The sequence below is a fragment of the Marivita sp. genome, from assembly GCF_020055635.1.
Classification (GTDB): Bacteria; Pseudomonadota; Alphaproteobacteria; order Rhodobacterales; family Rhodobacteraceae; genus Marivita.
Map to the genome: position 1 here is coordinate 93,117 of NZ_JAIPUT010000003.1, position 25,826 is coordinate 118,942.

Annotated in this window: 21 protein-coding genes and 1 pseudogene; 7 read left to right on the forward strand and 15 right to left on the reverse strand. The window is 60.0% G+C overall.

The genetic code is table 11. The features are described from left to right. Positions 1-19: 19 nt before the first annotated feature. The 11 genes from LCF60_RS02685 to LCF60_RS02735 all read right to left on the reverse strand — a co-directional run bounded on the left by LCF60_RS02685 (position 20) and on the right by LCF60_RS02735 (position 13,817). Positions 20-1,327 (reverse strand): oligosaccharide flippase family protein, encoded by a 1,308-nt coding sequence (locus tag LCF60_RS02685; RefSeq protein ID WP_292289476.1) that lies wholly within the window; start codon positions 1,325-1,327, stop codon positions 20-22. A 50-nt stretch (positions 1,328-1,377) separates the two neighbouring features. Then, positions 1,378-2,259: a glycosyltransferase family 2 protein gene (locus LCF60_RS02690; RefSeq protein ID WP_292289477.1), complete on the reverse strand. Its 882-nt coding sequence runs from the start codon at positions 2,257-2,259 to the stop codon at positions 1,378-1,380. An 85-nt stretch (positions 2,260-2,344) separates the two neighbouring features. After that, on the reverse strand, positions 2,345-3,673 hold the full coding sequence (locus LCF60_RS02695; RefSeq protein ID WP_292289478.1) for a hypothetical protein: 1,329 nt from the start codon (positions 3,671-3,673) through the stop codon (positions 2,345-2,347). Positions 3,674-4,068: 395 nt separating this feature from the next. Next, on the reverse strand, positions 4,069-5,772 hold the full coding sequence (locus LCF60_RS02700) for a hypothetical protein (protein ID WP_292289479.1): 1,704 nt from the start codon (positions 5,770-5,772) through the stop codon (positions 4,069-4,071). Then, on the reverse strand, positions 5,765-6,631 hold the full coding sequence (motA, locus tag LCF60_RS02705) for a flagellar motor stator protein MotA (protein ID WP_292289480.1): 867 nt from the start codon (positions 6,629-6,631) through the stop codon (positions 5,765-5,767). The genes LCF60_RS02700 and motA overlap by 8 nt, the downstream gene beginning before the upstream one ends. Before the next feature lie 33 nt (positions 6,632-6,664). After that, positions 6,665-7,765, reverse strand: coding sequence for a flagellar basal body P-ring protein FlgI (locus LCF60_RS02710; protein ID WP_292289481.1), 1,101 nt, complete (start codon positions 7,763-7,765; stop codon positions 6,665-6,667). Beyond that, positions 7,762-8,763 carry a flagellar biosynthesis protein FlgL gene (locus LCF60_RS02715; protein ID WP_292289482.1) on the reverse strand — a complete coding sequence of 334 codons (1,002 nt, stop codon included), beginning with the start codon at positions 8,761-8,763 and terminating at the stop codon, positions 7,762-7,764. The genes LCF60_RS02710 and LCF60_RS02715 overlap by 4 nt, the downstream gene beginning before the upstream one ends. 11 nt (positions 8,764-8,774) lie before the next feature. Continuing rightward, on the reverse strand, positions 8,775-10,223 hold the full coding sequence (gene flgK, locus LCF60_RS02720; protein WP_292289483.1) for a flagellar hook-associated protein FlgK: 1,449 nt from the start codon (positions 10,221-10,223) through the stop codon (positions 8,775-8,777). A gap of 27 nt (positions 10,224-10,250) precedes the next feature. Next, positions 10,251-11,552: a flagellar hook protein FlgE gene (locus LCF60_RS02725; protein WP_292289484.1), complete on the reverse strand. Its 1,302-nt coding sequence runs from the start codon at positions 11,550-11,552 to the stop codon at positions 10,251-10,253. A 104-nt stretch (positions 11,553-11,656) separates the two neighbouring features. Further along, complete coding sequence (locus tag LCF60_RS02730) at positions 11,657-12,481, reverse strand: flagellar motor protein MotB (RefSeq protein WP_292289485.1); 825 nt, start codon at positions 12,479-12,481, stop codon at positions 11,657-11,659. A gap of 94 nt (positions 12,482-12,575) precedes the next feature. After that, on the reverse strand, positions 12,576-13,817 hold the full coding sequence (locus LCF60_RS02735; RefSeq protein ID WP_292289486.1) for an FAD-binding oxidoreductase: 1,242 nt from the start codon (positions 13,815-13,817) through the stop codon (positions 12,576-12,578). Between the two features lie 182 nt (positions 13,818-13,999). Between LCF60_RS02735 and LCF60_RS02740 the strand changes: the two genes are divergently transcribed. Next, positions 14,000-14,770 carry a hypothetical protein gene (locus tag LCF60_RS02740; RefSeq protein WP_292289487.1) on the forward strand — a complete coding sequence of 257 codons (771 nt, stop codon included), beginning with the start codon at positions 14,000-14,002 and terminating at the stop codon, positions 14,768-14,770. On the opposite strand, the pseudogene LCF60_RS02745 reads toward LCF60_RS02740, so the two are convergent. The 3 genes and pseudogenes from LCF60_RS02745 to LCF60_RS02755 all read right to left on the reverse strand — a co-directional run. After that, a pseudogene (locus tag LCF60_RS02745) lies at positions 14,761-15,078 on the reverse strand (hypothetical protein); the annotation flags it as partial. The gene LCF60_RS02740 and the pseudogene LCF60_RS02745 overlap by 10 nt on opposite strands. A 37-nt stretch (positions 15,079-15,115) precedes the next feature. Beyond that, on the reverse strand, positions 15,116-15,373 hold the full coding sequence (locus LCF60_RS02750; protein ID WP_292289488.1) for a hypothetical protein: 258 nt from the start codon (positions 15,371-15,373) through the stop codon (positions 15,116-15,118). A gap of 164 nt (positions 15,374-15,537) precedes the next feature. After that, positions 15,538-16,614 (reverse strand): tartrate dehydrogenase, encoded by a 1,077-nt coding sequence (locus LCF60_RS02755; protein WP_292289489.1) that lies wholly within the window; start codon positions 16,612-16,614, stop codon positions 15,538-15,540. A 127-nt stretch (positions 16,615-16,741) separates the two neighbouring features. Between LCF60_RS02755 and LCF60_RS02760 the strand changes: the two genes are divergently transcribed. From LCF60_RS02760 to LCF60_RS02770, 3 genes are all read left to right on the forward strand, one after another. After that, positions 16,742-17,656 carry a LysR family transcriptional regulator gene (locus tag LCF60_RS02760; RefSeq protein ID WP_292289490.1) on the forward strand — a complete coding sequence of 305 codons (915 nt, stop codon included), beginning with the start codon at positions 16,742-16,744 and terminating at the stop codon, positions 17,654-17,656. Positions 17,657-17,838: 182 nt separating this feature from the next. Then, a complete protein-coding gene (locus LCF60_RS02765) occupies positions 17,839-18,822 on the forward strand; it encodes a TAXI family TRAP transporter solute-binding subunit (protein WP_292289491.1) in 984 nt (327 codons plus the stop codon). Between the two features lie 153 nt (positions 18,823-18,975). After that, positions 18,976-21,252: a TRAP transporter permease gene (locus tag LCF60_RS02770; RefSeq protein WP_292289562.1), complete on the forward strand. Its 2,277-nt coding sequence runs from the start codon at positions 18,976-18,978 to the stop codon at positions 21,250-21,252. A gap of 48 nt (positions 21,253-21,300) precedes the next feature. On the opposite strand, the gene LCF60_RS02775 is transcribed toward LCF60_RS02770, so the two are convergent. Further along, complete coding sequence (locus tag LCF60_RS02775) at positions 21,301-22,200, reverse strand: UTP--glucose-1-phosphate uridylyltransferase (protein WP_292289492.1); 900 nt, start codon at positions 22,198-22,200, stop codon at positions 21,301-21,303. A 152-nt stretch (positions 22,201-22,352) separates the two neighbouring features. On the opposite strand from LCF60_RS02775, the gene LCF60_RS02780 reads away from it, so the two are divergent. Genes LCF60_RS02780 through ggpS form a run of 3 tightly spaced genes read left to right on the forward strand, consistent with a single transcriptional unit; the run spans position 22,353 to position 25,761 of the window. Further along, complete coding sequence (locus LCF60_RS02780; RefSeq protein WP_292289493.1) at positions 22,353-23,495, forward strand: NAD(P)H-dependent glycerol-3-phosphate dehydrogenase; 1,143 nt, start codon at positions 22,353-22,355, stop codon at positions 23,493-23,495. Continuing rightward, positions 23,492-24,274 (forward strand): HAD-IIB family hydrolase, encoded by a 783-nt coding sequence (locus LCF60_RS02785; RefSeq protein WP_292289494.1) that lies wholly within the window; start codon positions 23,492-23,494, stop codon positions 24,272-24,274. The genes LCF60_RS02780 and LCF60_RS02785 overlap by 4 nt, the downstream gene beginning before the upstream one ends. Continuing rightward, on the forward strand, positions 24,274-25,761 hold the full coding sequence (ggpS, locus tag LCF60_RS02790) for a glucosylglycerol-phosphate synthase (RefSeq protein ID WP_292289495.1): 1,488 nt from the start codon (positions 24,274-24,276) through the stop codon (positions 25,759-25,761). Before LCF60_RS02785 ends, ggpS begins: the two co-directional genes overlap by 1 nt. The last annotated feature ends 65 nt before the right edge of the window (positions 25,762-25,826 follow it).

Consider the following 25,826-nt stretch of genomic DNA (forward strand, 5'->3'; position numbering starts at 1 on the left):
TTCCAGGCCCCCGGCAGGTTCAAAGCGCCGCGAGGTCCGCCAAGGCCCCGGCATTGACCCAGACCGCAAACGCGATGATCCCGACCCCGACAAGCCCGTAGACGATGTCATGTGCGGGATCCCAGGCACCGACATGGCGTGCCATCCAAACGACGAATGGATAGGCCGCAATCCCGGCAACCCCTACTCCGACAAGAGCCCCGAACAGGCCCCCCCAGCCCAGCCCCGCCAACAAGCACGCGACCGTCAGGACAGCGCGCGCCGCGGACAGCACGAAAAAGCGCCGCGAATCTCCGGCGGCCAGTGCAGCTTGTTCGTAGGTCAGCACGACCACCTGCGGGATCTGCATCGCCGCCACGAGAACCACCACGGCACCGGCCATGAAGTAGCGTGGATCGTAAAGCAGGTCGATGAGGAGCACACCCGAAACCGACACCGCACCGGTCAGGCCCAGCATGGCCGCGGTTAGTAGAAAACGCATTTTTTGAAGCTTGCGAAAGTTCTCGGCACTGTCGGCCGGGGGACGCTCTCGGTAGACCGGGATCAAGACCTTGCGGGTCATGAAACCGCCCATGAGGATCGGAAAACTGGCCAGGAAAAAGCCGATATTGTAAATTCCGAACTGGTCCAGCGGCAGGTATTTCCCCAGCAAAAGCTTGTCGCTTTGCATGAACAGGAACCCGCAGATCGTGCTGAGGAAAATCCATTTGCCGAAGCCGATCAGCTCTTGCGCGGCTTCGGGTTCCCATTGAAAGCGGTTGCTCGGTCCTGGCAGGAACAGACTGTAGAGCACCAGCAAGACAACGGCCGAGGCGACCCCGCTGATGACAAGCGCCCAAACCGAATGCAGCACCCAGGCCAGGAACACCGCGACCAGCAAGCCGACGATCTGGGCAAGCAAATCCAGCCCGGTCAGGCGCCCAAGAAGCAGGTGACGGTTGGCGGTATCCATACGGGTCGGGTTGAACCCGGCAATAAATAGGCTGATCCCCGCACAGGGCAGGATCCAGGCCAGAAGCGGTTCGTCGTAGATCTTCGAAACCGGGACCGCGATGGCGCAGGCAAAGGCCCACAGCAAGGCACCGCGGATGACCTGAATGGTCCACGCAGTGTCGAGGAATTTCTGATCGTCCCCACGTTTCGATTGCATGATGGCCGGGCTCACACCGACATCCGAGAACATCGCAAGGCCTTGCATGATGACGGCGACAAGCGCCATCAAACCGAAGGCTTCGGGGAACAACAGGCGCGTCAGGATCAGATTCGAGGCAAGGCGCAAAGCCTGGCTCGTGCCGTAGCCGCCAAGCGTCAGGATCGACGATCGCATGAAGCGCGCGCTTAGCGAACCTCCGCGCAATCTGGCCAACAGGACATCCATCACCGACCTCGGCTCCAGCCCGTGTCAATCGGGCGGGTCAACTTGACCGCCAGGGCAACACCCGCATAGACGGCAAAACCCAGCGGGTCCTTGAAGGCGAGCTGGACTTTCTTCCGCATCGGGAACATTGGCTTGTCGTCATTGGACATGAGTTCAGGATAGAGATGTCTGATCTCATCCACACCCGCATTCTGGCGCCGCCGCACGCGGACCAGATTGGACCAGCCCTCGACCAGGGGCCACGTATAGGCCGCTTTCACACTGACACGCTCCTCGGGTCGGAAACTCAGCCTGACGAACGTGTCGTCGGAAATGATGTCCGGAAACCTGCCCCAGCGCATCCGGCCGGCCGCGTTGACGGCAAAAAGGCCCGCTCCCGGAACCCCGTGTTTCATGAACGGAACCTTGGCATAGATCCGGGCATAGGCGCGCGTCGCCCAGGTTTTCGGCTCGACCAGGTACAGTGTGCCGCTCGCGTAGCGCGGTTCTGCGGTGTTCAATGCGGTGTAAAGATCGGACAACAGATGCTTCGAAATCTCGACATCGGCGTCAAGATAAATCCGGATTGCCCCGCGCGCGGCCTTGTCACCTGCATTCAGAGCCCCGAGCTTGCCACCTTCCTTGCGGTCAAGAACCCCCAGCTCGAGACCTTTCGCAGCAAAGGACCCTACCGCGTCAAGCGCGACAGCCGTTGTCCGGTCGCGACTGCCATTGGATATGACGATGACCTCGAAAGGGGCGGGATATGGCCATTCGCTTTGCAACACCTTTTGCAGGCACGTCCCGATCAGCGCCTCCTCGTTCGAGGCGGGGATCAAGATGCTGAGCGCCGGCAGGGTTTCGGTTGAGGAACCGCTGGTGTTCGGCGGCATAAAGGTCATTCCCATGGCATGACGAGAGGGGCTGAGAGGGTGCCCGGATTGCATAGGATCATGTCAAATTTAAGGATAGCGGGAAAATGCCATGTTATTCCCCCGGCTGACCCGAGTGGTGTTTCTTCAGCGCGCGCCAGCGCGGATTGTCATCGTTCAAATGGCGCAACGCCCCCCAACTGCCCCACTGGCTGGGTGGCGCGACATCGACAAACGCATTGAACGGGCTGTCCGTGAAGCGCGCCCAGGCCGCAAGCGCCTCGTCGTATAGGGTGCCCATCTGCTCCGAGTAGTTGAAAGCGATCAGGAAGGCGACCAGGCGTTCATCCTGATGTAACTCGCCAGTTGCCGCGGCATGGGTGCCGCCTTCATACATGATCAGTTCCAGCCCCGCATCTCGAGCCGCAGCGGCATGGTAGGGCCAAAGCGTTTCCGTCAACTCTCGCAGGGAACCGTCGCGAACCTGCGTTTCGGCAAACTCCAGCACATCGTCGAACCTGTGCTGCTGCACATACTCACGCAAGGCTACACGCGACAGCCCCTCGGCTTCGCCAGCCAATTCCGCGGCGGTTTCTGCCTCGTCGAGCACATCTTGAAGGGTAGCGGGCTCTCCAAGTTCATACCCGAAATACCCGGTGACCGCGTATGCGTCGAACATTTCTGCCGGCGGCCTTCCAAGTGCGGCGGTAGCATTTTCACCGAACAAGGCGGCTTTCTCCAGCTCCGGCCAACCGGTGTGCACAGACACAACACGTTTAAGTCGTGCATTTGCCTCTTCACCAAAGACCTCTGTCCAGATGGACATGATTTCAGCCGAACGCATGCCGTAGAATTGCATCCAGCCGTCGCCGATTTCGCCCCAAAGCTTTTCGGCCTGCTGCGACGCCCATTGCGCCTGGTGAAAAATGAAATTCCAGACCTCGTTGGAGTACTCGACATAGACTGTCTGTTCGGGCGCAAGCGTGTCATGCACTGTTTGCGCAAACCTTCGCACCAGGTCGTCATTTGACAGATGTGGAAGAGCGAACCACGCGTCCGCGCCGATCCGATTTGCCAGTTCGATCATGACCGGCAATGGAACCCCGCGCCATGCGTATGAAAAATCGCTGGTTTTGGGCAAGTCTTCCCATGTCTGAACAGTAGAATTGTTCGTGTCCATCCAATCCATGAAACGAACGGTCTCGGTCCTTTGCAGGTGGGTCAGCCAAAGCGGATTGAACACCTGTTCTTCACCGAGCTGCTGAAGATGGCGCTCATGTACGATACGGATATTCCGGATCGGGTCATCGACGTCGGTCGCGCTGATCGCGATGCCAACAGCACCGGCGCCCGGTGTGTAGGAGAACACCCGCAGCCCCGGCCCTCTCTTGATGACGCGACCGGAACCGGTGACGCCCAGGCTGCCCTGGCCATCAAAGGTCACGTGATAGCGCCCCGCAAGGTGAGAGGCGTCGTCGGGCTGATCCGTCAGAACCAGTGTTTCCAGCTTTGTGATCTCGGTCGGAACACGTCGTGGCCATCCATTCGCGTCGAAGACCCCGTTGCGCAGCATGGTCTCGAACTCCAGCCCGCCCCACCGACCGGGAAGGTGTCCGATCCAGGGGCGCGCGGATTTCATCAGATCGATGAACGGATGCTGCGTCGACCAATCGGAAATGCCGTTCAGCCCGAAAGCCATGCCACGTTCGGCGGTGCCCGCGGCAAAGGCTGGCGAGGAAAGGACCGCCATCCAGATTGAAACCACGGCACAAGCCAAGGTTTTGAACGCATCCTGGTGCACGTCAAAAATCCCGACGAGGAGTGGTTATGGCGAGGTCTCTATTCGGCATATCGTTCCAAAAGCGACTTACGGACAATTTCAGCCTCTTTTAGCTGGCTTTGCGCAACGGCGACAGAGACTTGATCTTTGCGCCCGCGTTCTTCTCCTGACCCGGAGACCGGATCTTGCCCGGGATCCTCCGGCATTCCAAGCGCTTGGATCTCTGCGATCGCATCCGGATCTCCCAAGACGGGCGCGGTTGTGGGTTTGGTGTTTACCAACTGACTTGCCTCGTCAAAAAATCCCTCCTGATCAAGCCGCTCGGCCATCAGGGAAAGGTCCCTATCCGACAGAACCATGTTCAACTCTGCTGTTTTCAGAGCGATCTCGACAAACGGCACGCTGTCGGCATGTGCCACAAGATGCTCTACAAACCGCGAAACGGCATCCGCTTTTTCTTCAAGCGTCAATGGCGCACCCGATTTCAGTTCGGACGCGGCATCGAAATATCGCCTGTGCTCTAGATAAGATGCAAATGCCGCGTGCCAGCTTGCCTTTTCGAAATCCGTGTCGCGCAGTTCCAGCGACACCGCAGCAAGCGCATCCGGATCGGCCTGCATTTCAGTTGTTGCGGCGTCGCGAACCGGCTTTCGATCCTGCAAGGCAAGCTCAGCCTCGCGATGGGCCATCAGGTCGGCAAACATCGCCTGCCCTGCCTCGTCGAGAAGCCATTTCAGCCTCGGGAAAAGCGCGATCTGGAGGCCAGGCGGCAACCTGCCAAAACTTTGCAACATTATTATCTTCAAATCGTTCGGCGTGGCCGTTCCCGACTGCACCGACGCGAACAAGAGATCATGCAGAGGATTGCAATGAGTCAACTGCTGCCTTGCGCCAGTTTCGGAACCGTCGATCAGAGCCACGACATCCAGAAACAGCAAGCTCTGTTGAGGGTTTGGCTCGAGCGCGGCAAAGGCATGCTTCGCCTCCTCGATCATCCCGTTTGCGAGGTACTTGACAACTGATTGACGTATCGACGTTTCCAAGGTTTCGAAACCGATCAGGTCAGGGCCGCGCTCCTTTTCCGGAGCCGTCACATGCTCCCAGATTTCCTGTGTCCATTCACAAGCTGACACATCTGGTGTGTTGTCTTCAGTCGCCATTTCAGGTGCGGGTTCTCGATCCTGTTCACTGGGCCCGATAACCGGCAGATCGACGAAGCCCTTGATATGGGCGCTCTGGCCAATCTGCTCTGCAATCTTTTTCGTCAGAGCATCAACAAACTTGTAGTCGAGGTCGAAAGACCTGTCCGGCTTGCCGGAAACAGTCGCGTCACGCCCCAAGTCGAACCTCCTTTCCGACCAGACCGGGAAAACCGGTAGTGTCACAGTCGGCAGGTTGGTCGGCGCAGGCACATCCATAACGATAAGTTGCGCATTTTCGGTCCGGGCGGTGGGCATGCAGTCACAGTTCAAAGCAAATTCGAGACTGTCGGGAGTGCCCGTTATTCTACCAATGCGCTCTGCGCTTATCCGGTCGAACAACCGGCTCGCATCAAGCGCGGTGATCGTCGGTCGCGTTGTCATCCGAAAAAGTCTTGGGCGCACTTGTTCGAGTTCAACGCTGGATATCGGAAGCTCTGTCGATATCGTTACCCGTGTGAAGTCTTCATGTTCTCCAGCACGGACGGTGCCGAGATTCGCATCCGCAGAATCCGGCTGCAGGGTCAGGCAGACGAAAATGAACAGGAAGACTCGCTCAAGCATAGCTTTTCAACGATCGCAACGCCTCATCCAAGGCGGAGAAGCCGGGCCGAAACTGATGCGGTATGCTCTGCCGTGCGACCTCTAGACACATCTTCGGAGGATGTTGGTGAAGATGCGACACGAATACCTCCTTGATAGCTCGGTAGAAGTTGATGTCGTCATCGGCAGCGGCTTTGACCTTGAGCGCAAAAGGAGAAACCAGGCAATAGGCCAGAAACACGCCGAGGAATGTCCCGACAAGCGCGCCGCCGATCAACTTGCCCAGCACTTCCGGAGGCTGATCGATCGAGCCCATGGTCTTGATGACGCCGAGAACGGCCGCGACGATCCCGAGGGCGGGCAGGCCGTCGGCAATGGATTGCAGCCCGTGTACCGAATGCTCCAGATGATGTTTCGTCTCGTCGATCTTCTTGTCCAAAAGCTCTTCGACCTGCATCGGATCATCATAGTTCATGGACGCGGAGCGCAACGTGTCGCAGATGATGTCAAGCGCGGCGTGGTCTTTCAGCAGTTTCGGAAACAGCAGAAAGATCTCGGAATCCTGCGGGTTGTCGATATGACCTTCAAGCGCCACCGGATTTTTCCGAGCCACCGAAATCAGCTGATAGAGAACCTGAAGCAGGAGGTTGTAATCCTCCGATTTCCATTGGCTGCCCTTGAAGACCTTCAGCGTATCTTTGGCGGTCTGCTTGAACGAGGCAAAGGTATTGCCCACGGCAAAAGCACCAACCGCGGCGCCTCCGATCATCATCATTTCGAACGGAAGCGACTTCAGGATGATGCCAAGCTTTCCACCTGCCAGCAGATAGCCGCCGAAAACCATGACGAAGGTAAAAGCGATGCCTGCCAATGCGATCATGTGGATGCGTCCTTTCAAGTGGCTTTGGTGCCGTCACATCACGACAAATTCTGCATGAAGCGCCCCGGCGGCCTTGATCGTCTTGAGGATGTCGATGAGATCATTCGGAGTGATGCCAAGCGCGTTCAGACCTGTGATCACGTCAGAAAGCGTGGTGCCCCCGGGCACTTCAGCCAACGAAACGGCAGGCGCGTTCTCGATCTGGGCTGCGGTTCTGGGCACCACAACGGTTTCACCTTCCGCGAACGGGTTCGGCTGGACCACGACAGGCTGTTCCTGGACAGTCAAGGTCAGGTTGCCCTTGGACACAGCCACACGCGACACTCGCACGTTTTCACTGATCACGATTGTTCCCGACCGCTGATCCACCACGACCCGGGCAAGCGTGTCCGGCTCGACCCTCAGGTTTTCGATCTGCGCAAGGAAATGCGCCGGAGACCGGAGGGTTGAGGCGTTCAGATTGACCAGCACCGTCCCGGAATCCGACATCTGGGCAACGGCATTTCCGGCGGCCACATTGATCGCGCGCTCGACCCGATACGCGGTCGAGAAATCCGGGCTTTTAAGGGCAATCGTCAGGTTTTCCATATCACTGAAATCAAACGCGACTTCGCGTTCGACTATGGCTCCGGACGGGATGCTTCCGGCTGTCGGCACGCCCTGGACCGTCTTTGCCGCATCGCCCTCTGCCACAATGCCGCCAGCAATGATCGACCCTTGGGCCACGGCATAAATCTGGCCGTCCGCCGCGTTGAGCGGTGTCATGACAAGTGTTCCGCCACGGAGGCTCGACGCATCACCGATCGCGGACACGGTGACGTCCATCCGCCCCCCCGCACGGGCAAACGGTTGAAGCTGACCGGTCACGATCACGGCCGCCACGTTTTTGGCCCGGAACTGTTCACCGGTCACGTTTACGCCCAGTCGTTCAAGGATGTTGGACATCATGTCTTCGGTGAAAGGCGAATTGCGAAGCCCATCCCCGGTTCCATCAAGACCCACAACGAGGCCGTATCCGACGAGGTCATTGCCACGCACACCCTCGAAATTGGCAAGGTCTTTCAATCGGACACCCTGAGCCAGGCTCAGGACCGGCAACAGGCAGAAAAGGGCGGCGAAAAAAAGCGGTTTCATCTCAAATACTCCGCCAAGGACGTGCGACCCTGCCGGGCCGCGACCCGATAAAAGACGTCGAGTTGCTGCTGGGCGGCCTCGAACTCCGACGCTGCTTCGAACTGATCGATACCCACAAGCGCCAAACGGTCGGATGCAAGTCTGGACAATTCCGCCTCGGATGACTGACGGGCTTTTTCTATGGCAGCTTCGGTCAGTCCAAGGCTGCTTCGTTCCTCGATCAATCGACCATTTGCCATGTTCAACTCTGTCCGAGCGTCTTCGAGAAGCAGTTTCTGTTCGGTCACCGAAAGGCCCGACCCCGGATCGGCGGCAAGAGCGGATTTCGCCAAGCCCTTGAGAGCGTCTCGGATGGCGTCATCGTCGGCGCGCAGCCCGAACGTGGCCGATTGGCCGGTACTGAGCGGAAGGGACATGAAACCCGTTTCAGACCCGCCATAGGCGGTTTCAAAGGGTCCGCCAGGATCGTCGAACCACGCGTCGACAACCAGTGCGACATCTTGTGCCGAAGCGGCGCCCGAGGCATCCAACCGCAACATGGCAAGCAGTTCGGATCCCGGTGGGAGGGGTTGCGAATTTGTGGCAGAGCCGGAAAAAAGATACCGACCGGCAACCTGCGCGTTCAGCGCATTGACAGTATCGACAAACACTTCGGCGCCGCTATCCGACAACATCTTGGCTTCGGAACGGGTTTCCAGTTGGGACACCAGCGACAGGCTGCCAACCAGCTGTTCTGATTGCTCCTGAATACGGGCAAGGACAGATTGCGTCGTGCCTCCGAAAATCGCAGCCTCGGCTATGCCACGCTGATGCTGCTCCACCAGAACAGCCTTCCGGTCCAGCAAGGAAACCGCCATCGTGGCACCACCAAGATGTCGGGCCTTGTTTTTTGCCAACCCGGTCGTTGCTTCCTGGGCGGCCGTGTTCGCACCATCGCCAAGCGCGGTTTGAAACCGGCTCGACAGCATGAATGACGCAAGATCTCCGATCGATCGCATATTGTATTCCTTCAAATTCCGAGAAGCTCTGACAGCATGTCATCGACCACTTGCACGACACGTGCATTGGCCGCGTAGGCTTTCTCCAGCGCGATCAGGTGCTGCAACTCCCGGTCGGTATTGACCCCGTCCACAGCAGTCGCCTGACGCGCGTCATCCAACCGAGCCCATGCGGAGCTTTTTGCTTCGTCCGACCGGACACGGTTGGATGCCACCTCGCTTGAGAGTTGCTGCAAATGTCCCACCAGCGTTTGGGCGCCGGTGTCCAATGCTGACGATCCAGGCAGCTGTTGTGCGGACATTTGCGCCTGGAGACCCATGAGGAGATCGGAATTGCCTGCATCTCCCTGCACCGCGGCGTTGATCCCGTCGCGCCATCGCCACAGTTCCGGACTTGTGCTGATCAAAGCCGCATTCAACGACACCCTGCCCGCAAGACCCGCTTCGTCTGCCACCGCGAAAGCGAGACCGGCGTCGGTGAAAATACCTGGATCGCCAGGGGACAGGGACGTATCCGGACCACCGGGACCAAACCGTTCGATGACATCTCGAGCGATGCCATCCAGACGGGCCTGGGACTTGGGCACAATGACGTCGCGAAGTTCGAAATGCGCGGCGAGCCCGCCACCGTTCAACATGCCCGCCCCGGGCACATCGACATCCTGCCCATCGATCTGAAGCCGCGAGACAAGACCATTGCCCACGTTCATGTGAGCAAGCACGATTGGCGTGCGGACGAAAGACAGCTTCACCGCGCTTTCGTCCAGAAGTGTGCGACCCTGAGCGGTGAAGACGGCGATTTTCCCGCTGTCCCGCTCGACCACATGGAGCGGAACGAATTCCGACACCTGATCGAGAACCGCATCCCGTTGGTCCATCAGGCCATTCGTATCCTGACCAAGGTGCTTGGCCGACATGATCCGGGCATTGAGATCTTCCAGCTGTGAGAGGCCCAGATTGATCTGGTCCACGCCAGAAGCAATCTGCTGGTCAGCTCGGCTTCTCAGATCGTCAAGCCCGTCACTGGCCGCGCGCAGCGAGGACACGAAGGTTTCGGCTTCGACAGAAAGGGATTTCAGCCTGGTATAGGAGGAGGGGTCGGATGCAGCGGAGAGCAACGCTGCCTCGAACCTCGTGAGGTTGCCTGCGATGGAGCCGAGTGTGTCGATGCTGCCGATCAGGCGCTCTGCGTCGATGTCAAACGCGGCGCGGGCGGAATGACCCGCATACTCGGCCGAAGCCATTCGTGTCTGGTATGCCAGGATCGGATCGGAATGACGGGTTACCTGTGCGACGCGAACACCCCCTGACGTCTGTTGGATATCGGTGGTCAGGATCAATTCACGTCGGCCGTATTCGGGGTTCAGTGCATTGGCGATATTTGCCGAGATGACCGTTGTGCCGCGCGCATTGGCTGTCAGACCACTTATTGCGTTGGAAAGGGCGCCGGAGAGACTCATGTCGAACTCCTCTCTAATTCCGAAAGGTTAGCGTTTGATATTGGTGGCTTCCTGCAACATCTCGTCGACGGTCTGGATGACTTTTGCATTCGACGAATAGGCCCGCTGGGTCCGGATCAATTCGGTCAGTTCATTGGCGATGTCAGTTGCGGATTCCTCGAGAGCGAATGACAGGATGTCTCCGACGGATCCGTTACCCGCGTCCCACAGGAAGAAACTGCCGCTTTCCGGGGTCGGCATGTAAAGCTGGCTGCCGACCGCGGCCATGCCATTGGGGTTGGGTATGTCCACCAACGGAACCTGATAGAGCGTCCGGGTCGTACCGGTGTCGTAGAAGGCATTGACCCGCCCGGTCTCATCAACCTCGACCGAGGTGACCTTGCCGACTGGTGCGCCATCACGGCTGATGTTGAACGGGGCAAAGATGTCGGAAAGCTGCGACAAGCCCTCGTTCAGACCCGGACGTCCGATATTGATGTTGATCGGGCCGCTTGGCGCTGTCACGGTCAGGACACCTGTTGCCGGGTCATATGGCCCGCCAGAAACGTCCGTAACGCCCAGAAGAGTGCCGCCCAGCGTACGGGCATCGTCGAATTCAAGGTCATACTGCCCGAGGATGGTGGCCGGATCAGCGCTGTCCACGATCTCGAGTGTCCACTGGTTGGACATGCCGGTTGCCGGAACGTTCGGCGTGAATGTCAGTTCAAGGCTCTCGGCCCGACCGAGGTTGTCGTAATATTCGATGGATTGCGTGAGCGGGTCGCCAACCGCTCCGGCCTCGGTTTGCGTGGCGGGCAGGTTGATCCCCAGATCGATCCGTGTTGTCGGTTCGCCGCTGAACTGGTTGACATTGATCCGTACGGGTTCCAGCGCTTCACTGGTGGCGCGCGGGTGGTTGGGAATTGATCCGTCGAGATTGGCTGGCCATCCGAGCAACATCTGTCCAGATGCCGTCCGCAAATACCCGTTGGCGTCGGTGCGGAACGAACCCGTGCTTGTCAGAAACATCTGTGGCGAGGCCGACCCCGCCAACACCTCGGTTGCCTGCGCAACCGGCAGGAAGCCACGCCCACTGACCGCAAGATCGGTCGGGTTCGAGGTTGTCATGATCGCGCTTTCCTGGTCGATATAGCGCTGCGTCGTGGTCCGCACGCCGCCAGCGGTGTAGGTACCGCCACCAGAGGTCACGACCATGGAATGGAAATTCGCATCGACCCGCTTGTAACCCGGTGTCTGGGAGTTCGCGATATTGTCGGAAATCGTTGCCAGGCGCGTCGCATTTGACGCGAGGCCGACAACACCCGCGCTGAGAGAAGAAGAGATCGACATGAATTGCGTTCCTGCTGTGGTGACTCGATATCCCCACAGCAATAGGGAGGCGACTTTAACAGCGGACTAACGGATAAAAGTCGATCTATTTCCGCGCAGCCAGGTCAATACCGAAGATAGATGACCTCGATCCGATTGTTGCGCGCAGCCATCAGGTTTTCAACCACCGGTTTCCGATCACCATAGGCTGTCACCCGACGCAGGCGATCCTTTTCAAGCCCGTATTCCCCAAGGAGTTCGGCAAACAGAAACGCGCGGTCGGAGGACCAATCCCAGACCGGATCCTCGATCCGCACCACCGGCACCTTGGCCACGTGGCCTTCAATCGACATGTCGTTGCCAAGAAGCCTGCTGGCTTCGCGGACGGCATAGGCAATCTCGTGCAGCAATTTGGTCGGCTCTGCGCCTTCGGTAAAAAGCGCCGTGTCTTCCGTGTCGAAGAATTCAAGCACAAGGCCTTCGTCGGTTACCCGCGTCACGACATGGCGCAGCCATCGGTCTTCGAGCAGGCTTTCGCCTCCAAGGCCGAGAAAGACATCTTCGACTTCCTTGAAAGCCTGCGCCTGGGCGGCTTCCTCGGCGCTGTCCTCGCCTCCGTTCGATGCATCGCCAGCGGTGTCGTGAAGCGAGCTTGCCCCGACTCCCATGCGAGGAAGAACATCCGCCGCGAACACGCTTTCTCCCATGAACATGCCGTCAGAACCGCTCGACAAGCGGCTGATCGGCGCTGTCGGGCTGAAATAATCCGCGATGCCTTTTCGCTGTTTCTCGGTTGTCGCGTTCAACAGCCACATCAGCATGAAGAATGCCATCATGGCGGTGACGAAATCGGCATACGCCACCTTCCAGGCACCGCCATGGTGCCCGGCTTCCATGATGATTTTCTTACGCTTGATGATAACCGGCGCGACATTTCTGTCGGTCGCCATACCCTACTCTCCTTACGCCCCGAAGCAGGCTTAGCAAGAGGGTGTGAACCACGCGTTAACACTTAAAAATCTAGGGGCTTCACCGATGCTTCGGTCACCTGCCGAAGCGCTGCGGGTCAAATGGACTCAGGTCCTGGTTTGCTGGCTGGTCCGCAATCAGACCCGCAACAAGCCGGCCGGTTTTCGGCCCGCAAGTCAGACCGACATGCTGGTGCCCGAAGGCGGTATAGACTCCGGACCGGCGCACCTGGCCGATCAACGGCATGCTGTCCGTGGTTGCCGGCCTATGGCCCATCCAGGTTTCCTCGCCCTGGAATTCCAGCGCAGGGAAAGTGTCCCTGATCTGGCGACGCAAGAGCTTAAGCGGCGCGTCGGACGCACCCGCCTCCAGGCCGCCCAGCTCGACTATGCCCGCACAGCGCAATCCGGCTTTCATCGGAGTTGCCACGAATTTGCCCGATGCGATCATCGAGGGCGCTTTGGGTCCTCCCGACGGGTTCTTCAGAACGATGTGATATCCCCGTTCGGTTTCCAGCGGGATGGTCAGTCCAAGCTTGGCCATCAGCGGTTTCGACCACGCCCCCGACGCCAGAACGGCGCGGTCACAGTCAATCGGACCAGAATCGGTGATCACCCGCGGTGCCGTTGCCTCGCCGGTCTCGATATCCGTGACATTCGCCCGCAGCACACGACCTCCCATGTCTTCGAACTCCGTGGCCAAGGCCGCGACATAGCCACCGGGATCGGTGACGAAACCATGATCCTTGACCACCGCAAGGCAGGTGATCTTGTTGCCGAAACTTGGATCGAACTCGTGGACCTGCGGGCCCTCGATCAGGGTTGGCGCAAACCCGTGTTGCCTGCGGATGCCCCAGGAATAGCTGTCCGCGTCGAATTCGGCGCGCGAGCCGTACGCGTAGACGTAGTCACTTTTGTGCAGGAATTCCCGCGCCTTGAGGCCTTCGGTCAGGGCAAGATGCTGCGCAACCGTGTCGGCGGTGAGGGTGTTCATATGGGCCGAGATGCGGCGCGTATCCGTGTCGTTGGCTTTGCCCAGGAACCGCAGCAGCCAAGGAGCGATCCGGGGCAGGTACGGCCAGCGCAGGAAGAGCGGATAGTCCGGATCCAGCAACATCTTCGGCGCATGCCACAAAAGCCCGGGCGTCGTGACCGGCACCATGGCGCAGGCCGCAAGCAACCCGGCATTTCCGAAAGAGGCCCCCTGCCCCGGCGCGTCCCGGTCTACCAGGATCACGTCTTGTCCAAACCGACGCAGCCAGATGGCGGTCGAGACGCCAACAATGCCTGCGCCGATGACAATGACCTTCTTTTTCACCCGGACGCCTCCTTCGCTGCGCTTCTTTTCGCGGGGATTCCCGGCCAAGACAAGGCGCGTCGAGACAAGAGGGATGGCCATGCGCCGGATCAAGGAGACGCACGCCTTAAATCCCGGCCTGTCAGAGCGCTTGAATTCTGATCGCGGCGGGACAGATCAAGTGTGTCCCGGAGGGAAATGTGATGCGAAATGCCTTCGTCAGCGTCGTCGTCTCGAGCTTGGCTGGAACGGTTCCTGCGTTTGCTGACATTTTCCACCGCGAGACCATCCCGAACTTGCGCGCGGTGAGCATTGCCTATGATGCCGAGGTCTGTGGCATCTGGATCGCCAATGAAAGCCGCAAAATCCTCTTGCTCTCGACCTTCGGCAAGGAACTGCGCCGCTTCGACACCGGCATGTCCTCGGTACGAAGCCTGACAGTTGATGAAGGTAGTCTTCTGATCGCCAACGGGTGGGGAGACTTTCGGCGTCTTGATCGGGACGGAAGACCCATCGACGCACCTTTCAGGCTGAGCGCCACGCTTTACGACACCGAAGGCCTGCACCGCGATGCGGATGGCAGTTACCTTGTCGTCGAGGATGATCCGTCCCGTCTGCTTAGGGTCGCGCCGGATGGCACGGTGTTGATGGAGCTCTTCGGCGACAGCTTCGACCCCGCGATGACCGAACCGCAGGGTGTCACGCGGGATCCCTATTCCGGCAACATCCTTGTGGTGGACGACAACGAGGGGCTCAACAGCCTGTTCGAACTGGCACCGGACGGGCGCGTCCTGTCGGTCACCCCTCTCTCCGAGTACGGGTTCGACGCCGAAGGCGTGGCGCTCCAACCAGAAACCGGGACGCTTTACGTGGGTTTCGACGGCGGGCAGGCCCTTGCCATCTTCGATTGGCTGCCGACAGAGATCACAATCGACAATCCTTTGGAGCGCGGCCCGGACTGTGCCTATTCCTGAAGGTCAGGATTGCACTTCGACCATTTCCGATCGGACGAACCGGACGTTCCAGAAAAGCAATCCAACCACCGCGGTTCGGCCACCCGCAGGTCGCTGCCCAGCAGCACACGGTCCAGTCCGGACAGCGAGACCAGCTGTTCACGCATGCGCTTGATCATGTCGGCCAGGCGGTGCTGTTCGGCCGCGTGCCTGAGGACCGTCAACAGTCGGCGTGGCTCGAAGGGTTTTTCCAGAAACGAATAGGCCCCGTTCTGGATCGCGTCCACGGCCATCGGGATGTCCCAATGCGCCGAGATCAGAACAAGCGGCGGCGACGGTCGTTTTGCCTAAATCGGCTGACCAAGCTCATGGGTGATCGACGCGGAAAGCTGACCCAAGGCCGCCAACTGCTCTTTCCGCGCCAATTCGCTCCAGCGTGCTTTCGTCGATCGACAGGACATAGGGCAGATGTTCGAGCCGCGTCAGCGCGTCGTCGATCGATGCGGCGAAAAATTGCGCGCGCTCGGGCGTCTGCGCCGCTTCGGTCCGCAGGAAATACGACGCCAACGCCAGATAGCTGCCCAGGGTCACGAGGCACAGCCCGGTCACGGCCGCCAGCAGCAACTGCCCGCGCCTGTGTGGCGAATCGCTTGAAAAGCGAGAGGAGGGCGACACCGCTTGATTGATCTTCCGACCTATAGCGAAAGATGTCCTACGACGTCACCGACAAACAGCACGGTCGCTTCGCGCCGACCGGGTCAAGACCCAAAGACCCCAAGATCCAGAGTTCAGGTATTGTCGCCCCGAATGGCGTCACAGACCGCGTCCGTGACTTCCTGCGTGGTCGCAGTGCCTCCAACATCCGGCGTGACGATGCCGTCGGCGCACACTTTCTCGACCGCCCGCATAAGGCGGGCAGAGGCATCCGCCTCGCCCAGATGATCCAGCATCTGGCTTGCGGTCCAGAACGTGGCCACGGGATTTGCAATGCCCTTGCCGGTGATGTCGAAGGCCGATCCGTGGATCGGCTCGAACATCGACGGAAAGCGGCGTTCGGGGTCGATATTGGCGGTTGGCGCAACGCCCAGCGATCCGGCCAGCGCACCCGCCAGATCGGACAGGATGTCGGCATGCAGATTGGTCGCCACGATCGTATCGAGCGACTTCGGGTTCTTGACCATGCGAACGGTCATCGCATCGACCAGCATCTTGTCCCATGTCACGTCGGGAAACTCCTGCGCGACCTCTGCCGCGATCTCGTCCCACATGACCATGCCGAAGCGCTGCGCGTTCGACTTCGTGACGACGGTCAGAAACTTGCGCGGCCGCGACTGCGCCAGTTTGAAGGCATAGCGCATGATCCGGGTCACGCCGACACGGGTGAAGATGGACACTTCGGTGCCGACTTCCTCTGGCATGCCCTTGTGGGCGCGGCCACCGTGACCGGAATATTCGCCTTCCGAGTTCTCGCGCACGATCACCCAGTCGAGGTCGCCCACTTCGACACCCCGCAAAGGCGACGTGACGCCGGGAATGATCTTGGTCGGGCGGACATTGGCATATTGGTCAAAACCCTGGCAGATCGGCAGACGAAGCCCCCAGAGCGTGATGTGATCCGGAACATCCGGTGCGCCGACCGCACCGAAGTAAATTGCATCGAACAGTTTCAACTGCTCGAGCCCGTCCTCGGGCATCATGATGCCGTGCTTCTTGTAATAGTCCGACCCCCAGTCAAACGAGGTGACGTCGAAACGCACATCCCCAGCGCGCTGTGCGAGCACGGACAGGACTTCACTGCCCGCGTCGATCACTTCTGGCCCGATACCGTCGGCGGGAATGGCAGCAATCTTGTAGGTCCGCATCATGTTCTCCTGATAAGAGTGTCGGGGATCGGGCCGGGCCAGCCTGACCTGTCGCCGCGACAATCGCAACTTGACCCCACCAAAGCAACGCGCCAGAGATCATATAAAAAAATGAAATAATGGACAAAGCATGGAATTACGGCAGCTCAGATGCCTGATTGCGGTCGCTGACACGCTTCATTTCGGCCGAGCGGCACAAAATCTGAACATTTTACCCGCCTCGCTTGGTCGGCAGATCAAGATGCTTGAAGAAAACCTGGGCACACGACTGCTGGTCCGTACGACGCGGAGCGTGTCGCTGACAGACTCGGGCCGCAGCTTTGTCGAATCGGCCCGTGACATCGTCGAACAGGCGGATCGGCTCGAAGCGACGTTTCGTGAAAACAGGCAGGACCAGACATCCATCCTGCGGATCGGTGCCATCGACAGCGCCGCGGCGGGCCTGATGCCGCAACTGCTGCCGCATTTCCGCGAAACCCATCCCGACATCGATGTCGAGCTTCTGGAACAGAAAACCATCCGACTTCTCCCGAGGCTTCTGTCGGGTCGACTCGATATCGCGATTGTTCGCCCGCCCGAAGTCAGGGATGCGCGACTGATCTATCAACACCTGTTCTACGAGACCGCGGTTGTCGCAGTCCCCGAAAGCCATCCACTTGCGTCACGATCGTCGGTCTCGGTTCATGATATGGCCGATGAACCGCTGATTGTACCCGAGCGGAATTCCCGGCCACACAGCCACGATCTGACGATGAAGCTTTTCCTGGAGGCCGGTCTGACGGCGCGCGTGGCGCAGATCGCAGAGGAAAAGCAGACCATCGTCAGCCTTGTCAGCACCGGGATCGGCGTGGCCATCGTGCCACGCTGGGCCTCGCGGCTGGCAGTGGGCGGGGTTACGTTCGTGCCGCTCGACCTGCCTGAAGGCGCCGCCCGGAACAGGCTTGCCCTGTCGGCGGTCTGGGTCAGCGATGCGCGCCACCCTGCGCGGGATGCGTTTCTGAACGTCTTGAGCAGCCACATCGATACGCTGGCCCGGACGGGCTGAACCCGGCTCCGATTGGATTGTTCAAATTTATTGAATAATCATCACGCCCATGCCTGGAGCGTTTTGCCTTGAATTGGTGAATTCCTTGGCTGTAGCGTTATATCCATGCGTTGCGGGACAGCCCGCTAAGGGAAGCATGTGAAACATTGCTCCTGAACGAACGCGCACAGTGGAGGAAAACAATGAAATTTACTGCTTTGACAGGGGCCGTCGTGGTCGCTGCCGTATCGGCAACCATGTCCGTCGCTCAGGACCGTGAAGGTTGGCCGGACAGCTTTACAGTCGGCACCGGGTCCCAGGGCGGCACCTATTTCGGCTATGGCTCCGGCTGGGCCGGCATCGTCTCGGAAGAGCTGGGCGTGTCCGGTGGTGCCGAAGTGACCGGCGGGCCGATGCAGAACATGGCGCTGGTGCATACCGGTGACCTGCCCTTCGGCATGACGACAATGGGCCCCGCGGCGGAATCCATCGCCGGTTCGAACCCGATCGCCCCCGGTCTTCCGATGACCAACGCCTGTGCAATGTTCCCGATGTACCAGACACCGTTCTCGGTCACGGCCCTGTCGTCGTCCGGCATCACGTCGATTGACGATATCCCCGACGGTGCGCGGATCGGCTTTGGTCCGGCGGGATCGACCTCGGACACCTACTTCCCGCGCATGATGGAAGAACTGGGTGTGAACTTCGAACGGCGCAACGGCGGCTGGTCCGATCTTGGCGGTCAGCTTCAGGACGGTCTGCTTGACGTGATCGCCTTCGCGGCAGGTGTCCCGGTTCCGGCCGTGTCGCAGCTCGAAGTGCAGACCGACATCAACATCATCGAGTTCACCGAAGAAGAGCAGGCGACAATCACCGCGGCCTTCCCGGTCGCGGATTTCGAAATCTCGGCGGATGCCTATTCGACGCTCGAAGAACCGGCCCGCTCGGTGTCCATGTGGAACTTCGCGATCGCGAACTGCGAGCTGCCGGAAAGCTTTGTCTACGAGGTCGTCAATGCTGTCATGTCCGACAACGAGCGGATGGTGAACACCCACCGCGCCGCAACCTCCACCCTGCCCGAGTTCTGGGATCGCAACAGCGTGATGAAGTGGCATCCCGGCGCGGCGCGCTGGTTCACCGAGAATGCAGGCGCGGATATCGCCGCTGACATGATTCACGGCGGTTGAAGACAATCGTTTTTGTGAACGATTATGACCTATCGTTCGCAAATACATAACAATCAGGACCGCGCCCGACTTGCGGGCGCGGTCTTTTTTGAACCAAGGTAGGTCCGGCCTTTCTTTCGGAAAACGCGGCCATCACCTTTGGGGGAGGACATGATGACGGACTCGAACAGCACGAATTCGATCGAAGAGCTGGTGATCGCCGACGGCGTCGACGACGAAGCCGTCGAAAGCAACAGGCGCCTTTTCACCGGTCGCGCCTACCTGCTCATGGCAGGTCTTTCGACGTTCTACGCGGCGTTCCACATGATCGCGCTCAACGGCGTGTCGATCTCGGACTGGACCGGCATCGAGATCCCGTTTCTGCCTCAGTTCCCCCTGGAAACCTGGAATTTCCGCATCGTCCATATCGCGGGTGCGCTGGCTCTCGGCTTCTTGCTGTTTTCGGCCCACACCTTTTCCGATGACGGACCACCGCACAGGGAAACACGGTTCCTGTCGCTTCTTTCGGTGCTGCTGATCGTGCCGTCCCTGGTCGCCGGGGCCACCGCGATCGGGTTCCTCAACCTCATCCAATCCGGCACCCTGCCAGAAATGGGCGGGCTGACCACATGGGCCGCTTTCCCCGGAACAGAGATCTACTCCAGCGAAGTCTGGTGGTTCGGGGTTCCACTTCTGATCGCCACCTTCGGGGCCATCGTGGTCGGATGGTTCGAGCGCCGGGGCCGCGAGACGTTTGCCGCGTCCGACATCGTGCTGGCAGTCTGCGGCATTGTCGTTGCGATCTACCTGATCGGCATCTACGGCACCGCCGCGCGGAACTCCGTCGGGACACCTTTTGTCCCGATCGGCGTCGCCTTTGCGGCCACGGCAGGATCGGCGATGATCCTTGAACTGACCCGCCGTGTTGCGGGCCTCGCCCTTGTCATCATCACGGGCGTCTTCCTGCTATACACCTTCACCGCGCATCTCCTGCCCGGCATTCTCGCGGTCCAGAACGCCTATTCCTGGCAGCGCTTCTTCGGTCACGTCTACTCGGACGCGGGCATTCTCGGGCCGACGACGGCAGTCTCCTCGACCTATATCATCCTGTTCATCATCTTCGCGGCCTTCCTTCAGGCGTCGAAGGTGGGCGATTATTTCGTCAACTTCGCCTTCGCGACAGCGGGCCGTGCCCGTGGCGGACCAGCCAAGGTGGCGATCTTCGCTTCGGGTCTGATGGGCATGATCAACGGCACCTCGGCAGGCAACGTGGTTGCGACCGGCAGCCTCACCATCCCGTTGATGAAGCGGGTCGGCTATCACAAGAAAACCGCGGGCGCGGTCGAAGCCGCCGCGTCGACGGGTGGTCAGATCATGCCGCCGATCATGGGCGCCGGGGCCTTCATCATGGCCGAGATCACCGGCATTCCCTATACCGAGATCGCCATCGCCGCGATCATCCCGGCGATCCTCTATTTCGTCTCGGTCTACTTCATGGTCGATTTCGAAGCGGCCAAGCTGGGCATGCGCGGCATGCGCGAGGACGAGCTTCCCAAGTTCAACAAGCTTGTCCGGCAGGTCTATCTGTTCATCCCCATCGTCATCCTGATCGTGGCACTGTTCATGGGATATTCGGTGATCCGGGCCGGTACGCTCGCCACGATGGCGGCGGCTGTCGTGTCGTGGTTCACACCGCATCGCATGGGCCTTCGGTCCATCCTCAAGGCGTTCGAGCTGGCGGGGGTCATGTCGATCCAGATCATCGCGGTCTGCGCCTGCGCAGGCATCATCGTCGGTGTGATTTCACTCACCGGCGTCGGAGCGCGCTTTTCGTCCGTCCTTCTTGACCTGGCCGGTGTCAGCCAGCTTCTGGCGCTGTTTTTCGCGATGTGTATCGCGATCCTGCTGGGGATGGGCATGCCCACCACCGCCGCCTACGCCGTGGCGGCCTCGGTCGTCGCACCGGGCCTCGTGCAGCTTGGCATCCCGACATTGACCGCGCATTTCTTCGTATTCTACTTCGCCGTGCTTTCGGCCATCACGCCGCCCGTGGCCCTGGCCAGCTACGCGGCCGCCGGCATCTCGGGGGCCAATCCGATGGAGACGTCGGTCGCGTCCTTCAAGATCGGGATCGCGGCCTTCATCGTGCCCTACATGTTCTTCTACAACAGCGCGATCCTCATGGACGGAACCTGGTTACAGATATCCCGGGCCGGCATCACGGCGACATTCGGGGTATTCCTGCTCAGCGCCGGCGTTCAAGGGTGGTTCCTGGGTGGGCGGTCGGCGTGGTTCCTGCGCATCGCCCTGATCTTCGCGGCGATCTTCATGATCGAAGGCGGATGGATCACCGATCTGGTCGGTGTCGGTCTGGCTGCGGCGACTTTCTTTGTTCAGAAGGTTCTCCGCCCGAATCCGGATGTCACCATTCCGGTTCGCGGCGCGGACTGACAACAAGGATCTCCGGTTCGCGCAACGATGCGCGAACCGGAATGACACTCATGCCGCAACCGCGTCTGTCCTGCTGCTGACCAGACCGCGAGATTTGAGAACCTCCGCGCAGTCGGGATCGTCCATCGCGAGCTCCAGTGTGGCGTGCAGCATGCCGGCCTTGGAGCCGCAATCAAAGCGAACGCCGGAGAACTGAAATCCGCCAAGCCCAAGCGAGTCGGCGCCACGTGCAATGGCATCCGTCAGCTGGATTTCATCACCTGCGCCGGGTTCCTGAGTTTCCAGGGCATCAAAGATCGCCGGGTCCAGAATGTAGCGGCCGACCACGGCATGACGCGATGGCGCGTCTTCCGGCTTGGGCTTTTCGACCATGCCCGTCGCCTTCAGGATCACACCGTCCGGTTCTACCCCCGAAAGGACACCGTAGCGGTGTACCCGGTCTTCCGGCACTTCCATCGTCGCGACGAGGTGCCCCACCTTTCCGGTCTCGTAGGCGTCGATCATTTCGGCCAGGCAACCGACCGGACCCAGGATGAGGTCATCGGGCAGGATAACCGCCACAGGACCCGGCAAAACCTCGTCACGGGCACACAGAACAGCATGGCCCAAACCCTTGGGCTCTGTCTGCATGACGAAGCGGACGTCATCGTCCCGCGGGCAGAAGGCCGCGTTCGTCAAGGCGTCCGCAACATCGGCTTTGCCGCGCTCGCGCAATTCCCGGGTGAGCCGCGCGTCTTCCATGACGTGCCGCTCGATCGCGCCCTTCGAGGGGTGGCTGACAAAGACCATCCGCTCGATACCGGCATTGCGAGCTTCATCCACCGCGTACTGTATCAGGGGTGTGTCCAGAACCGGCAGAAGTTCCTTCGGGGTTGCCTTGGTTGCGGGCAGGAAACGAGTCCCAAGCCCGGCAACGGGAAAGATTGCGGTGCGCACATGACGGGTCATCGGCAAAATCCTTTTTTTGAAGAGGCCACGATTCAAAACCTCGAATGCCCAAAAAAGTTTCGCACTCGCAGAAGTTATTCTGCATCTGCACGAAACTTTTTGCGTCAGGCTCGGTTGTCGTTACATACTAATGTTTGCAAAGGGGCAGTTTCATGAGAGCCGACCGGGTTTCCGGCGCATCTTTCCCACGTGCCGCGCATCCGTTTGAACGGATCGCAGTGATCGGCGCAGGTGCATATGGCACAGCGCTCGCGTCCGTCGCGGCACAAGGGACCACAGCCGTTTCACTCTGGGCCCGACGTCCGGACTTGGCGGAGTGGATCAACGAAACGTCCCGCAACGACCGTTACCTTCCTGATATTCCGCTGTCGCCAGAGATCACCGCGACCAGTGATCTGGGCGCAGCGCTTGGCCTTGCGGAAGCGGTGCTGCTGGTTGTTCCCTCTGCTGCGGTCCGCGACATGGCACATGCGATGCGGCCCCTGATCCGGCCGGGCATTCCGGTGACCGTCTGCGCAAAAGGGATCGAGGCCGAAACAGGGCTTCTGATGTCGCAGATCGTCGAGGACGAGTTGCCCGGACATGCCGTGGGCGCCTTGTCGGGTCCGACTTTCGCTCGGGAACTCGCCGCCGGTCATCCGTCGGCCGCGACCCTGGCCTTCACCTTCGATCAGGCAGACAGGATCGACCCCGAACACAGCGCAGCCGCGCGCATGGCCATGACCCTCGCCACCCCCGCGTTCCGAACCTACCTGTCCGACGATCTTGTCGGCGTGGAGGTCGGCGGCGCGGTCAAGAACGTCATCGCCATCGCCTGCGGCATGATGAACGGCGCCGGATTCGCGGAAAATACCCGTGCTGCCCTCATCACGCGAGGGCTCGACGAGATGAAGGCATTGGCCGAAGCCCTGGGCGGTCGGCGCGAGACCGTGACGGGCCTTTCGGGCATCGGCGATTTGACCTTGACCTGTTCGAGCACCACATCCCGTAACATGTCTCTTGGTGTTCAACTCGGCAGAGGTCTTGCGCGCGATGCCTGTTTCGATGGCAAGCCGACCGTGGTCGAAGGGGAAGTGAACGCGAAATCGGTCACGGACCTTGCCAGAAAGCTGGGTGTTCCGATGCCGATCTGCGAAACCGTCCGCAGCATCCTGCATGACGGCCACCCCATTGCCGAAACCTTCGCGCGGTTCTGGTCGAAACCGATCGAATCCGAACCACGCGCGATGTCACTGACTTTTGAGCATCCGACTCCGTCCGAGTTGCCCTTGGCGTTCAAGGAGATTGCCTCATGACCCTTCAGGTTCCGATTCACACGGAAATCGCGGACAAGCAGTTTGTGCTGGCCACGGATCTGGATGGCACCTTCCTGGGTGGTACGGCCGACGCGCGAGAAATCCTCTACAACTGGATCGAGGACAACCGGGACAGCATCGGATTGATCTTTGTCAGTGGCCGTCACCCGGAGTTCATTCACGACCTGTGCGACAGCTTCGGCGTACCGATGCCGGACTTCGTGATCGCCGATGTGGGCACAACCATTGCCCAGGTCCATTCTCCGGGACTGATCCTTCCGGTGCCGCATCTTGAAGCGCCGATTGCCGATGCCTGGGCAGGCAAGTCCGAAAAAGTGTCTGCGCTCATGCAGGACATTCCCGGTCTCACGCTTCAGGACACGCCGTTTCGGCATCGCCTGAGCTATGACATCGCGCCGGAAGGGTTCAGGCAATCGGATCTCGAACCGGTCCGCGCCCTCGAGGTCGACGTGCTTGTCTCGGACAACCGCTTTGTCGATGTCTTGCCACAGGGCATTTCGAAGGGTCCGACCCTGCACCGCGTCCTCAAGACCCTGGGCATTGCTCCCGAGCGCGTTCTGACCGCCGGGGACACGTTGAACGATATTTCCATGCTGACAGCCGGACTCAAGGCCGTGGCTGTCGGCGGCTCGGAACAGGCGCTGTATGACAACCTTCCCGAGTCTTCGACAATCTATCGCGCCCGGGGCGAAGGTGCCGCGGGCATACTCGAGGCCATTTCCGTCTTTGGTCTTCATTCCACCCCAAGGAGTTTCTGATGCCATCTGATCTTGTGATCGTTTACCACCGTCAACCGTACGAAGAGGTAGAAGAGAATGGCAAAACCGTCTTGCGGGACAACAAGAGCCCGAACGGAATCGTTCCCACGCTGAAAAGCTTTTTCGGCAAGGTCGATCACGGCGCATGGGTCGCCTGGAAACTGGCCGAGGATTCGAATGATCCCGGCTGGAGCAGGCAGATCGAGGTCGAGGATGGCTTCGGGAGCTATTCGGTCTCGCGCCTGCCCCTCACGCAGAAGCAGGTGCATGAATTCTACCACGTCACCTCGAAAGAGGCGTTCTGGCCGATCCTGCACAGCTTCAAGGACCGTTACAATTACGACCCGGTCGACTGGCCCAATTTCCGCGAAGTGAACTGGCGCTTTGCCGAAGCTGCCGCCGCCGAGGCAGGACAGGGCGCGCTTGTCTGGGTGCACGACTACAACCTCTGGCTCGTGCCGGGCTACCTGCGCCAGATGCGCCCCGATGTGAAGATCGCGTTCTTCCATCACACGCCGTTCCCCGCACCGGACATGTTCAACGTGCTGCCATGGCGGCGCGAGATCGTTGACAGCCTGATGGCCTGCGACAGCGTCGGATTCCATATCCCGCGCTATGCGACGAACTTCGCTGCCGTGGTCCAGAGCCTGATGGATGTCGAGATCACCGAGCGCGCCAAAGTGCCGGATGACCTGATCGCGGAAGGCACGGCGCTGACCGAACGGCGCGTTCCAACCGTTCTGAGCGGTCCCGAGCGTGATGTGCATCTCAGTGTGGCGCCTGTCGGCGTTGACGTGGACTACATCCAGAAACGCGCCGCCGAAGAGGCAACCCAGACCAGGGCCCAAGAGCTGTTGGCCGATCTGGGGGATCGCAAGCTCATCCTGTCCGTCGGTCGCACGGATTACACCAAGGGCGGGATCGAACAGCTCGAATCCTTCGAGCGCGTTCTCGAGGCCCGTCCGGAATTGCGCGGCGAAGTGCAGCTCATGCACGTGTCGGTCAGTGCCAATCGGGGCATGGCCGCCTATGGCGAAATCCAATCCGCCATCGAAGAAATCGCAGGCCGGATCAACGGCCGGTTCGGCTCCCTGGAATGGCAACCGATCACGCTGGTCTCCCGCGCGATCCCGTTCAAGGATCTGGTGGCCTATTACCGCGCTGCTTCGATCGCCTGGATCACGCCGCTCGCGGATGGCATGAACCTCGTCGCCAAGGAATTCATCGCCGCGCGCGTCGATGGCGATGGCGCGCTCGTGCTGTCGGAATTCGCCGGCGCCGCAGTGGAACTGGGCGCGGCCGTGGCCACCAACCCGTTCTCGAACCGGTCGATGGACGTTGCCATCGGTCAAGCGCTGGACATGTCGGAAACCGAACGCCGCGATCGCATGAAAGCGATGCAGACCGCCGTGCGCAGTTATGATCTGTCAAGCTGGGGGAAATCCATAGAAGCGCTCTTGCCGACACCCCGGAAGTCCGCAGCTTGAGTCCTGGTACCGAAGGCTCGCGAAGGTTCTTCTACCTCGGACCCGCGCTAAAATTCTGGATATTG

Bases quoted from the DNA above. Each gene is read 5' to 3' on its own strand.
- LCF60_RS02715 (WP_292289482.1), bottom strand. From the start codon at position 8,763: ATGCGATCGATCGGAGATCTTGCGTCATTCATGCTGTCGAGCCGGTTT.
- ggpS (WP_292289495.1), top strand. From the start codon at position 24,274: ATGCCATCTGATCTTGTGATCGTTTACCACCGTCAACCGTACGAAGAG.
- LCF60_RS02710 (WP_292289481.1), bottom strand. From the start codon at position 7,765: ATGAAACCGCTTTTTTTCGCCGCCCTTTTCTGCCTGTTGCCGGTCCTG.
- LCF60_RS02785 (WP_292289494.1), top strand. From the start codon at position 23,492: ATGACCCTTCAGGTTCCGATTCACACGGAAATCGCGGACAAGCAGTTT.
- LCF60_RS02760 (WP_292289490.1), top strand. From the start codon at position 16,742: ATGGAATTACGGCAGCTCAGATGCCTGATTGCGGTCGCTGACACGCTT.
- LCF60_RS02765 (WP_292289491.1), top strand. From the start codon at position 17,839: ATGAAATTTACTGCTTTGACAGGGGCCGTCGTGGTCGCTGCCGTATCG.
- LCF60_RS02690 (WP_292289477.1), bottom strand. From the start codon at position 2,259: ATGACCTTTATGCCGCCGAACACCAGCGGTTCCTCAACCGAAACCCTG.
- LCF60_RS02780 (WP_292289493.1), top strand. From the start codon at position 22,353: ATGAGAGCCGACCGGGTTTCCGGCGCATCTTTCCCACGTGCCGCGCAT.
- LCF60_RS02685 (WP_292289476.1), bottom strand. From the start codon at position 1,327: ATGCGATCGTCGATCCTGACGCTTGGCGGCTACGGCACGAGCCAGGCT.
- LCF60_RS02775 (WP_292289492.1), bottom strand. From the start codon at position 22,200: ATGACCCGTCATGTGCGCACCGCAATCTTTCCCGTTGCCGGGCTTGGG.
- LCF60_RS02770 (WP_292289562.1), top strand. From the start codon at position 18,976: ATGACGGACTCGAACAGCACGAATTCGATCGAAGAGCTGGTGATCGCC.
- LCF60_RS02740 (WP_292289487.1), top strand. From the start codon at position 14,000: ATGCGAAATGCCTTCGTCAGCGTCGTCGTCTCGAGCTTGGCTGGAACG.
- LCF60_RS02725 (WP_292289484.1), bottom strand. From the start codon at position 11,552: ATGTCGATCTCTTCTTCTCTCAGCGCGGGTGTTGTCGGCCTCGCGTCA.
- LCF60_RS02730 (WP_292289485.1), bottom strand. From the start codon at position 12,481: ATGGCGACCGACAGAAATGTCGCGCCGGTTATCATCAAGCGTAAGAAA.
- flgK (WP_292289483.1), bottom strand. From the start codon at position 10,223: ATGAGTCTCTCCGGCGCCCTTTCCAACGCAATAAGTGGTCTGACAGCC.
- LCF60_RS02700 (WP_292289479.1), bottom strand. From the start codon at position 5,772: ATGCTTGAGCGAGTCTTCCTGTTCATTTTCGTCTGCCTGACCCTGCAG.
- motA (WP_292289480.1), bottom strand. From the start codon at position 6,631: ATGATCGCATTGGCAGGCATCGCTTTTACCTTCGTCATGGTTTTCGGC.
- LCF60_RS02755 (WP_292289489.1), bottom strand. From the start codon at position 16,614: ATGATGCGGACCTACAAGATTGCTGCCATTCCCGCCGACGGTATCGGG.